This is a genomic window from Saccharothrix sp. CCNWYY140 (assembly GCF_037401995.1).
Taxonomy (GTDB): Bacteria; Actinomycetota; Actinomycetes; order Mycobacteriales; family Pseudonocardiaceae; genus Actinosynnema.
In genome coordinates this window covers 1-10,416 of the sequence record NZ_JBBEGC010000190.1, presented here as the reverse complement: position 1 = coordinate 10,416, position 10,416 = coordinate 1, and the positions used below count along the sequence as shown (strand labels likewise).

Genomic DNA, 10,416 nt, shown 5'->3' with positions numbered 1-10,416 from the left:
CCCTTCGGGCAGGCCATACGGGGATGACGGAAGAAGCCCAAGTTGGGAGGTCTGCTGCGCGAGCTACTTCGAAGAGCGCGCCCTGCGGGCGGCGGAGGGGGTGTGCCTGCCTCTTGGGCTGTAGGGAAAAACAACGCGCTGCGCGCTTGAGGCGCGCAGCGCGTTGTGTGGGGGTTGGCTAGCAGGACTTGCGGAGGATTTCGCCTGTGGTGCCCGGTAGTGCGACCGAGGACACCGACGTGGACTTGGCGTTGGTGTAGTTGTCGCCCAAGGGGACGCCTACGGTCGGGGTGCCGGTCTTGCTGGCGTTCACGAGTACCACGCCGCAGGTGAAGTCGCGGCGGAAGATGTTGCCGCCCAGGGACTTGTACGGGCCCGTGGGGGTGCCGAGGTTCCAGTCGTATTCCGGGTGCCACGGGGTGGCGTTACCGTAGCCGTCGGTTTGGGTGATTTCCGCGATGGCCGCCTGGTTGCCCGCTGCCAGCAGGTAGCTGGCCAGGGCGTAGCGGAACGGCTGGTCCGCGCCCTGGGTGTAGTGGGGCTGGACCCAGGTGATCTTTCCTCGGGCCTCGTTGCTGGTGATCTCCGCGACCTGCCTGCTCCAGCCCTCCGGGTACTCCGAGAGCAGGTCGTTGTCGTTGAAGGTCAGCCACCACTCGTCGAAGCCGCCGTCCAGGTGCTCGGTGTAGGCGTCCCAGGCGCCGGTGTGGAGGCGGGCGTTGGAGAGGTTGGCCACGGTCTTCAGGCCTGCTGCCGTGAACTTCGCGCGGGTGCCGGCGAGCATGGACTTGTAGGCGTCCTGGATCGACGCGTTGGTCGGGTACTTCGCCGGGCAGGTGCCCGGGTGGTAGGCGTCGCAGGGGAACAGGGCGTTGTCCATGAAGATGCCGTCGAAGACGCCCTTGCTGGACGCGATCACGTTGTCCGCCCAGGTGTTCTGGTACGCCGGGTTGCCGACGTCCATCTGCCAGTGGCCAGCGTAGCCGTTGTACTCGAAGCGCTGGCCGCCGGGGCTCAACAGGAACCAGTCGGGGTGGTTCTTGTCGGCGTCGCAGTAGCCCACGCCCGCGGGGAGCTGGGCGTCGTCCACGCCGTTGCGGCAGGCGTAGCTGCGGGTGGAGGTGAGGTCCTTGTAGACGAACACCTGGATCTTCGGGTTGGCCGCCTTGAGCTTGCGGGCGATGTCGCCCTCCCACGCGTTGAGCACGACGTAAGAGCGTCGCTTCGCCTCCGTGGCGATCATCTCGTCCGTGGTGGGCGTGCCGCTCATGTGCAGCCAGAACGACTGCACGCGACCACTTGCCTGCGGAGCGTTGGGGGTTGTCGTCGTGCTCGCAGACGTCGTGGTGGTGGTGGTGGGAGGCGTGGTGGTGCTTGAGGTGTTCGACGACGTGGTGCTCGACGACGTCGTGGTCGTCGTGCTTGTCGTGGTTGGTGCTGTGGTGCTGCTGCTCGGGGGAGCGGCCGGGGTGGTCGGGGTCGGGGTGGGGCTCGCCGTCAGTCCGAGGAGGGCGACGACGGCCGCGACCAGCGCGCGGGCAGCCTGGAACCAGGGCATGGTGGAACTCCTTGGCGGCGCGCGGCAGGCAGGGGCCGTGCCGGGACGCGCCGGCGGTGTGCGGGGAGGTCGGGGACTCCCGGGCGGCGCGCGGTGGGGAGGCGCGCCGAAGGATTGTGTTGCGGTTCGGAGACGATTTTGGTTACGCGGGAGTCAAGCCGTTGCGTTACCGACAAGTCAAGTAATGCGGACCACAATTCGCGAAAAAATCTTGCGATGGGCGTGGGTTCACAGTTCACACGCCGGGCACGTGCGCAGCCACCACGTCGGAGTCCACGCGCCACCCCAGCGACTCGTACAACGGCCGCCCGGCGACCGTGCTGACCAGGACTCCCACGCGTGCGCCGCGCTCGGCGGCCTCGACGCCGACCAGCCCCATGACGAGCTTCCCCAGACCCCGCCGCCGGTGCTCGGGTTCGGTGACGACCTGGTCGACCACCGCCGCGCCCTCGCGCACCGCGAACCGGCCGCGCGCGGCCGGCGCCTCCCCAGGCCCGGTCACGACGACCTCGTGGAACCCCCGCTCCCCCACGACCCGCACCCGGTACCCGTCCGGCGCCGCGCCCACCGCGCCGGCGCCGAGGGGCACGCTCATCAGGTACTCCGGCTCGCCGACCACCCACTCCGGACCGAGCAGCGGCAGCACCTCGTCCCGCCGCGCGCACACCTTCAGCCACGTGCCCGGCGCGGTCAGTGACGAACGCTCGCGCACCGACGCCGTGCCGGTGATCACGTACCGGACGCGGTGGCCCGCCAAGCCGACGTCGATCCGGAACCCGTCGTGCTGCTCGACCGGGTCCGGGGTGTCCCGGCACCGGACCCAACCCCGAACCCACTGCCGCACCCGGTCCACGGGTCCACAGTAGATCTTCAGGCGTCGACGAGGATCCGGGTTGTGGGCTCGCCCACCAGCGCGGGCGCGTTCTCGCGGGACGACCACACCTCCCGGTGCAGGAAACCCAGGAACGCCTCGGCCTGCGCGGTGGAGGCGAAGTCCAGGTCGATCACCACGTACCGGTCGTCGTCCACCGGCCGCCGGACGCGGTGGGACAGCACGCCGGCGCGGGCGCGCACGTCGGTGAAGCGGTCGAACGCGGACTTCCACAGGTCGAACGCGACGACCGGGTGCTCGATGTGCAAGGTGGTCATGGCTCCTCCTCTTCGGACACACCGACGCTAAGCCGGGCCGCGTTCCGCGCCGTATCCCAGAGTTCTGGGGTTTACCCTCGTCCCGTGGCCCCCGCGGCGTTCACGCGCTCGGCAGCCCGCGTCGAGCGGATCTGCGACGCGGCGGTGGACGCGGTGGCGCTGCGGTCTGCGGTGCTGCGGGAGGTCCGGGGCGTGGTGCCGTTCGACGCGCACGTGTGGGTGCTCACCGATCCGGAGACGACCGTCGGCACGCGCCCGCTCGCCGACGTCCCGCCCGCCCTGCTCCCGCGCCTGCCGGAGCTGATCCGCCTCAAGTACCTCACGCGCGCCAACCGGTGGACCGCGTTGGGCGCGGAGGTCGCCACCCTGGACGCGGACGACTCGCCGTGGCGGGTGTTGCTCCGCGGGCACGGCATCGCGGATGTCGCCTCGGCGGTGTTCCGGGACCGTTACGGCTGCTGGGGTTTCCTCGACCTGTGGAGGTGCGGGAGTCCTTTCACGACAGCGGAAACCACGTACCTGGGCTCACTGCGGGCCTCTCTGACGACAGCGCTGCGCACGTGCGCGGCCCGCACGTTCGACCACCCCGCCGCCGCCGTGCGCGGACCGCTGGTGCTGCTGCTGTCCCCGGAACTCCAGGTGCTCGGCCAAACCCCGGAGACCCACGAGTACCTGAAGGTCATGGTGCCGCCGGCGGAAGGCCGTCCGCCGATCCCGGCGGGCGCGTACAACGTGGCGGCACAGCTGCTGGCCGTCGAGGCGGGCGTGGACGACCACCCGCCGTGGGCGCGGGCGCACCTGTCCGGCGGCGACTGGGTGACGCTGCGCGCGGCGCGGATCGGGACCGGCGGCATCGCCGTGGGCATCGAGCAGACCTCCCCGACCGACCGCCTGGGCCTGTTCACCCGGGCGGTCGGGCTGAGCGCGCGCGAGGCGGAGCTGGTGACCCTGCTGCCCGGTGGCGCGGGCACCCGCGAGCTGGCCGCGCGGATGCACCTGTCGGAGAACACCGTGCAGGACCACCTGAAGTCGATCTTCACCAAGGCCGGCACCCGCAACCGCCGCACTCTGCTGGCCCGCGCCCTCGGCACTTGATCACCGGTACAGTCGAGGTGGCCATGCACTTCGACGTCCCCGAAGCCCTGGTCGCTTCCCACCGCTCCCCCGCCGGCCGCGCCTGGCTGGCCGCCCTGCCCGCGCTCGCCGCCGACCGGCTCGACGCCTGGTCCCTGCGCCCGGACGGTCCCGCGCGCCACGGCATGGCGTCGCTCGTGCTGCCGGTCGTGCGCACCACCGACGACACCCCGGCCGCCCTGCGCCTGCAACCACCCAGCGACGAGACCGCCGGCGCGCTGGCCGGGCTGCGAACATGGGACGGCGACGGCGTCGTGCGCTTGCTGGACCACGACGACGCCGGCGGCGTGATGCTGCTCGAACGCCTCGACGCCGGCCGTCCGCTGTCCGCCGTTCCCGACGACGACACCGCCCTGGGCATCCTCGGCGGACTCCTCGCGCGCCTGACCGCCGTACCCGCCCCGCCCGGCCTGCGGCGGCTGGAGGACGTCGCCACCGCCATGCTCGACCAGGTCCCGTGGGCGTTGGAACGCCTCGGACCCGACGACGCGGCCCTGGTCCGGACGTGCGCGGCGGCCGTGCGGGAGGTGGTGGGCGAGGCGGGTGACCGGCTGCTGCACTGGGACCTGCACCCCGACAACGTCCTGGCCGGCGAGCGGGAACCGTGGCTGGCGATCGACCCGGAGTCGCTGGCCGGCGACCCCGGTTTCGACCTCCTGCCCGCCCTGGACAACCGCTGGGAGCTCGTCACGGCGACCGGCGACGTGCCGCGCGCGGTCCGCCGCCGCTTCGACCTGCTGACCGACGCCCTGGCCCTGGACCGCGACCGGGCCACCGCGTGGACGCTGGGCCGGGTCCTCCAGAACGCGCTGTGGGACGTCGAGGACGGCAAGCCGGCGCTCGAACCGGTGCAGGTCGCGATCGCCGCCGCCCTGGTCAGCGGCCCTCGAACGTCCGCAGCAGGTCGGCCAGCCACAACTCCGGGATCTCCCACGGGATGAAGTGGCCGCCGCAGTCGTGGGCGGTCAGGTTGACGTGGTGGTACCAGGCCGCCCGGTCCGAGGCGAGGAAGTGGGCGACGCGGTCGGACGTCGTCACGCCGGGCGGGTTCTCGTGGGCCACGAAGGTGATGCCGGTCGGCGCCTCCACCACCGGCCACCGGTCGTGCGACGGCGTCCACGGGTAGCGGTTGTGGTTGGCGTACATGCGGATCGACCGGCCGATCGAGCCCGAGGCCCAGAAGATCGTCGCGTGCGTGAGCAGGTCGTCCTTGCTGAACACCGTCTCGACGTCACCGCCGTTGTCGCTCCACGCCGTCCACCGCTCCAGCACCCACGCCAGCATCCCGGCGGGCGAGTCGGTCAGCCCGTAGGACAGGGTGCTGGGGCTGAGCACGTGCGCCGCCAGGTGCACCGCGAAGCGCTTGTCCATCGCGACCACGCGGGCGTGCACGTCGGCGGGCAGGCCCTCCGGGATCGGCCGGCCGCCGCTGAAGTCCCAGGCCCGGTCGCCGGTGAAGAAGTCCAGCCTCAGCCCCGACCCGATGTGGATGGCCCGCACGCTGTCGGCGTGCTTGTGCCCGAGCTGGCCGGTGACCAGGGCGCCGACGTCGTTGCCGGCCGCGAAGTACCGGTCGTGGCCCAGGACGCGGGTCATCAGCGCGTGCCAGAGGTCGGCGACCTTCCAGAAGTTCAGGTCCGGCCGCCACCCGGAGAAGCCGAACCCGGGCAGGGACGGGACGATGACGTCGAACCCGGCTTCGGCGAGCGGGTCCACGACCTTCTTCCAGTGCCAGAACGTCCACGGCCAGCCGTGGGTGAGGATCAGCGGGGTCGGGCCGCCCCGGCGGCGCAGGAAGTGCACCGGCACGCCGTCCACGTCGACCCTGTGGTGCTCGTAGGCGTTGATCTCCCGTTCCGCGGCCCGCCAGTCGAACGACGTCCGCCAGTGCTCGACCAGGGCGCGCAGGTGGTCGACGGGCACGCCGAAGGAGCCGTCCTCGTTGCCGTCGTCGTCGGGCCAGCGGGTGAGGTCCAGTCGCCGGCGCAGGTCGTCGAGGACGTGGTCCGGCACGTGGACGGGGGTCTGCGTCAACGGGTGTCCTCCCTCGCGATGATCCACAATCGAGCCTAGCCTCGTGGTGGCGGGCGGGTTCGCGGTCGACGACGAGGTGACGACATGCACATGACACGGGTGAACGACCAGGTCCACATGGTCACCGGGACCAACGTCAACTGGGCGCTGGTGTCGGACGGGTCGGCGCTGACCCTCGTGGACGCCGGCTACCCCAACGACTCCAACGCGCTGCTGGCGTCCATCGCCGAGATCGGCCACCATCCGCGGGACGTGACGGCGATCCTGCTCACCCACGCCCACCTGGACCACCTCGGCGGCGTGCCGACGATGACCGGCCGTTTCGGCACCCCGGTCCTGACCGGGGCGGAGGAGGCCCGGCACGCGCGCCGCGAGTACCTGGAGCAGATCACGCCGCTGGAGATGCTGCGGCTGTGCGGGCACCGGGCGAGCCGGCGGTGGGTGCTCGACACGGTCCGGGCGGTGTTCCCCCGACTGCGGATGTCGTTGCCGCAGGTGGGGGTGGTGCCGCCGCACGAGCCGCTGGACGTGCCGGGCGGCCTGGTGGCGATCCCGACCCCGGGCCACACCAGCGGCCACACCGCCTACCTGATGCCGTCGACGGGCGTGCTGTTCAGCGGCGACGCCCTGGTCACCGGCCACCCGACCGCCCGGCGCGGCGAGGGTCCGCAGCGCCTGCCCGAGGTCTTCAACACCTCGGAGGACGGCGTGACGACAGCCATCGCCGCGCTGCGCGACCTGCCCGCCGACACCCTGGTTCCCGGCCACGGCGGCCTGGCACGCGGCCCGATCTCCGGCATGGTGGACACCGCCCTGCGGTGACTACCCGAGGCCGCCGTTGCTGTTGAGCAGCTGGCCGTTGACCCACCTGCCCTCGGCGGAACAGAGGAACGTGACCAGGTTCGCGCAGTCCTGCGGCGTTCCGATGCGTCCCAGGGGCGTGAAGCGGATCATGTCCGCCTTGTGTTCCTCGGTCATCCACCCGGTGTCGGTCGGCCCGGGGTTGACCGCGTTGCAGCTCACGCCCAAGTGGGCGAGTTCGCGGGCGGCGGCCAGCGTGATCCGGTCCATCGCGCCCTTGCTCGCCCCGTAGGGCAGGTTCCCGGCGGTGTGGTCGCTGGTCAGGCTGACGATCCGGCCGGTGCCGTGCGCCCCGCGGAACCGGAGGCCGTACTCCCGGATCAGCAGCCACGTCGCTCGCGCGTTGACCGCGAAGTGCCGGTCGAAGCTCTCCACCGTGGTGTCCAGCAGTCCTGAGTTGACCGACTCGCAGTGGCACAGCACCAGCGCGGTCACGTTCCCCAGGTCGCGCTCGACGCGATCGAACAGCCCGCCTGGCACCTCCGTGTCGCTCAGGTCCGCCTCGATCGCCACCGCCCGCGCCCCGAGGGCTTCCACCTGAGCCTGCAACTTCACGGGCGCGTCCGGCTCCGCACCCCACGTCATCCGCGCGTCGTACGGGGTCCAATACGTGAAGGCCACGTCCCAGCCCGCTCGGGCCAGGTCCAGCACCACGGTCGCGGCGATCCCCGCCGACCGTCCGGCACCCGTCACCAGGGCCAGCGGTCGTCCCGTCGTTCCCGCGTCCACATCACTCATGATCTACATCCTGCGGGACCGCCCCAGGCGGGGCACCCGGTTTTCCGAGCACCCCGCGACCCTCCGCCGGGCTACTTCAGCTGGGCGGACGACTTGCCGAGCAACCTGCGCGCCACGATGAGCTGCTGGATCTGCTGCGTGCCCTCGAAGATGTCCAGGATCTTGGAGTCGCGCGCCCACTTCTCCAGCAGGGACGTCTCGCTGTACCCGGTGCTGCCGGCCAGCTCCACGCAGCCCAGCGTGACGTCCGACCCGGTCCGCCCCGCCTTCGCCTTGGCCATCGAGGCCTGCAACGAGTTCGGCTTGCGGTTGTCGGCCATCCACGCCGCCTGCAACGCCAGCAGGTAGGCGGCCTCCCAGTCGGCCTCCAGCTTCAGGAACTTCGCCGCCGCGGCGTGCTGGGCGTTCGCCGGACGGTCGTAGTCGACCCCGACACCCGCCTCCGCCAGCACCCGCCGGGTCTCCTCCAACGCCGCCCGCGCCACGCCGACGGCCATCGCGGCCACCAGCGGGCGGGTGTTGTCGAAGGTCTGCATCACGCCCGCGAAGCCCTGCTCGGTGTTGATCTCCGGGCTGCCCAGCAGGTTGTCCTTGTGCACGCGCACGTTGTCCAGGCGGAAGTGCGCGGTGTCCGAGGCCCGGATGCCCAGCTTGTGCTCCAGGCGCACCAGCTCGAAGCCCGGCGTGTCCCGGTCGACCACGAACGACTTGATCGCCGCCTTGCCCAACGACCGGTCCAGCGTCGCCCACACCACCACGCAGTCCGCGCGCTCACCGGCCGTGACGAAGATCTTCTCGCCGTTGAGCACGTAGTAGTCGCCGTCCCGGACGGCCGTGGTGCGGATGGCGCCCGAGTCCGACCCGGTGTCGGGTTCGGTGATCGCCATCGCGGCCCACTTGCCCTGGTAGCGCTTGAGCTGCTCGTCGTTGGCCACCGACGCGATGGCCGCGTTGCCCAGCCCTTGGCGCGGCATGCTCAGCAGCAGGCCGACGTCACCCCAGCACATCTCGATGGTGCCCAGCAGGAGCTGGAGGTTGGACCCGTTCTTGTTGCCCGGCTTGGCCTTCTCCGACCCCCCGCGCCGCACCCCACCCGCCCCGGCCCCGCCACCGGCGGCAGACAGGCCGTCCAGCAGGGCGGCCAGCATGTCCAGTTCCTTGGGGTAGGTGTGCTCGGCCTCGTCGTACTTGCGCGAGTTGGGCCGCAGGAACTCCGCCGCCGCCTGGTGGGCCTGGTCGACGAGCTGCTCGAACTTCTTGGGAACTTCCAGGTTGATCATGATCGCCTCTCCACCCCGTCAGACGAGGACAACTCCTTCGGCCAGCCCGACCGCACGCAGATCCCGGTACCACCGCTCCACCGGGTGCTCCTTGACGAACCCGTGCCCACCCAACAGCTGCACGCCGTCCAAGCCGATCTTCATGCCCTTGTCAGCGCACAACGCCCGCGCCAACGCCGTCTCCCGGGCGAACGACTTGCCCTGCTCGGCACGACTGGCCGCGCGATAGGTGACCAGGCGCATGCCCTCCAACTCGATCGCGATGTCGGCAACGGAGAACGCCACCCCCTGCCGGTGACTGATCGGCTCGCCGAATGCGACCCGGTCGTTGACGTAGGGGATCACGTAGTCCAACACGGCCTGCCCGGTCCCGATGGCCAACGCACACCACCCGAGCCGCGACAGCCGCACGCAGTCCGCATAGGACTTCTCGTCCCCCAGCAGCGCAGAAGCAGGCAAGGTGACGTCATCCAGATGCAGCCGCCCCATGCCCGCCGCACGCAACCCCATGCCCGGATCGGCCTCAACCGTCAACCCCGGCGCACTCGACTCGACCAGGAACAACACCGGCCCAAGCCCAGCAAGATCAGCGGCCACCACGAACAACTCAGCCTTGGCCACATTGGGCACCAACGCCTTCACACCATTGAGGACGAACCCACCCCCGGCCCGATGCGCCTTGGTCCGCAGCGCAAACGGATCGAACAACGCATGCGGCTCCTGAACCGCCAACGCCGCCGCCGGCACGTCGTCCCCGGTAAACGCAGGCAGATACGTAGCCTGCTGGCCAGCATCGCCCCACAACGTCAAGGCAGTGCTCACCGCAGCCGGCGCCAGACACGCCACCGCAAGCCCCATATCCCCATGAGCGAGCGCTTCAGCGATCAACACCCCACTAACAGCAGACCGCTCACTACCCGCGCCCCCCAACTCCTCGGGCACCCCGACAAGGCTGACCCCCAACTCGTTCACCGCCCCAAGCACCTCGGCAGGAGCAGCACAGGCGGCATCCGCACCCCCCGCCACCGGCCGCAACTGCTCAGCGGCGAACTCGCGCAACATCTCGACCATCATCTGCTGCTCGTCGGTGGGCGTGATGTCGAACAGCCCCTGCTCAGACCGGTGAGGCAACCGAGCCGGCTTCCCAAGCTTCTGCACCGCGCCAAACGACCGCCCAGCCGCAGCAACAGTCCGAAACCCACCCCGAGTCGCCTCGTACACCCCACGCTCAACCGGCTTCCGAAGCCCGAACCGGTCCAACACGTCCGACGCGGCAACCCGGTTGAGGACAGCCAACGCCACCCCCATCACATCCCGCCTACCCTGCCCCGCAGTACCAGCCACCGCGACACCCCCTGTTCCACACCCGACGCTATCTACTTCAGAGTAACCTACTCAGCAGTAGATACGGGAGCCCCAGGCCGCCCCACCCCTCCCGGCACCTCAACGCACCCCCCACAACGCCGCTCAACGCACCCCACAACGCCCCCCGCACCACACCACCCCCACCACGCACAGGCAGCCGTTCTTGGCGCGCAAACGGTGCCCTTCGCGCGCAGCGCGGTCCTTCGCGCAGCGCGGTCCTTCGCGCGCGCAGCGCGCGGTAGGTGTCACCTACAAGTGGAGGGCCTCGGTTCCCCCACCGTATGGCCTGCCCGAAGG

10 protein-coding genes are annotated in these 10,416 nt (G+C 70.8%); 3 read left to right on the top strand and 7 right to left on the bottom strand.

Going from position 1 to position 10,416, the window contains the following annotated elements; translation table 11 throughout:
- Positions 1 to 178: 178 nt before the first annotated feature.
- From WBN91_RS37505 to WBN91_RS37495, 3 genes are all read right to left on the bottom strand, one after another.
- Positions 179 to 1,558 (bottom strand): putative glycoside hydrolase, encoded by a 1,380-nt coding sequence (locus WBN91_RS37505; protein ID WP_337729033.1) that lies wholly within the window; start codon positions 1,556 to 1,558, stop codon positions 179 to 181.
- 235 nt (positions 1,559 to 1,793) lie between these two features.
- Positions 1,794 to 2,411 carry a GNAT family N-acetyltransferase gene (locus WBN91_RS37500; RefSeq protein WP_337729034.1) on the bottom strand — a complete coding sequence of 206 codons (618 nt, stop codon included), beginning with the start codon at positions 2,409 to 2,411 and terminating at the stop codon, positions 1,794 to 1,796.
- Positions 2,412 to 2,428: 17 nt separating this feature from the next.
- Positions 2,429 to 2,707, bottom strand: a complete 279-nt coding sequence (locus WBN91_RS37495; RefSeq protein ID WP_337729035.1) for a hypothetical protein — start codon at positions 2,705 to 2,707, stop codon at positions 2,429 to 2,431.
- 84 nt (positions 2,708 to 2,791) lie between these two features.
- Between WBN91_RS37495 and WBN91_RS37490 the strand changes: the two genes are divergently transcribed.
- Together WBN91_RS37490 and WBN91_RS37485 are read left to right on the top strand one after the other, a co-directional pair.
- Positions 2,792 to 3,802, top strand: a complete 1,011-nt coding sequence (locus WBN91_RS37490) for a helix-turn-helix transcriptional regulator (RefSeq protein WP_337729036.1) — start codon at positions 2,792 to 2,794, stop codon at positions 3,800 to 3,802.
- A 23-nt stretch (positions 3,803 to 3,825) separates the two neighbouring features.
- Complete coding sequence (locus WBN91_RS37485; RefSeq protein ID WP_443217865.1) at positions 3,826 to 4,782, top strand: aminoglycoside phosphotransferase family protein; 957 nt, start codon at positions 3,826 to 3,828, stop codon at positions 4,780 to 4,782.
- Here WBN91_RS37485 and WBN91_RS37480 read toward each other — a convergent pair.
- Positions 4,718 to 5,875 (bottom strand): epoxide hydrolase family protein, encoded by a 1,158-nt coding sequence (locus WBN91_RS37480; RefSeq protein WP_337729039.1) that lies wholly within the window; start codon positions 5,873 to 5,875, stop codon positions 4,718 to 4,720. The two genes, WBN91_RS37485 and WBN91_RS37480, sit on opposite strands and share 65 nt — an antisense overlap.
- Positions 5,876 to 5,959: 84 nt before the next feature.
- Between WBN91_RS37480 and WBN91_RS37475 the strand changes: the two genes are divergently transcribed.
- Positions 5,960 to 6,697, top strand: coding sequence for an MBL fold metallo-hydrolase (locus WBN91_RS37475; protein WP_337729040.1), 738 nt, complete (start codon positions 5,960 to 5,962; stop codon positions 6,695 to 6,697).
- On the opposite strand, the gene WBN91_RS37470 is transcribed toward WBN91_RS37475, so the two are convergent.
- The 3 genes from WBN91_RS37470 to WBN91_RS37460 all read right to left on the bottom strand — a co-directional run bounded on the left by WBN91_RS37470 (position 6,698) and on the right by WBN91_RS37460 (position 10,062).
- On the bottom strand, positions 6,698 to 7,474 hold the full coding sequence (locus WBN91_RS37470; protein WP_337729041.1) for an SDR family oxidoreductase: 777 nt from the start codon (positions 7,472 to 7,474) through the stop codon (positions 6,698 to 6,700).
- Positions 7,475 to 7,545: 71 nt separating this feature from the next.
- Entirely contained in the window at positions 7,546 to 8,754 is a 1,209-nt protein-coding gene (locus WBN91_RS37465; RefSeq protein WP_337729042.1) for an acyl-CoA dehydrogenase family protein, read from the bottom strand.
- A gap of 18 nt (positions 8,755 to 8,772) precedes the next feature.
- The gene (locus WBN91_RS37460; protein ID WP_337729043.1) at positions 8,773 to 10,062 is read right to left on the bottom strand and encodes an acyl-CoA dehydrogenase family protein; all 1,290 of its coding nucleotides are present in this window, start codon (positions 10,060 to 10,062) and stop codon (positions 8,773 to 8,775) included.
- Positions 10,063 to 10,416: the final 354 nt, after the last annotated feature.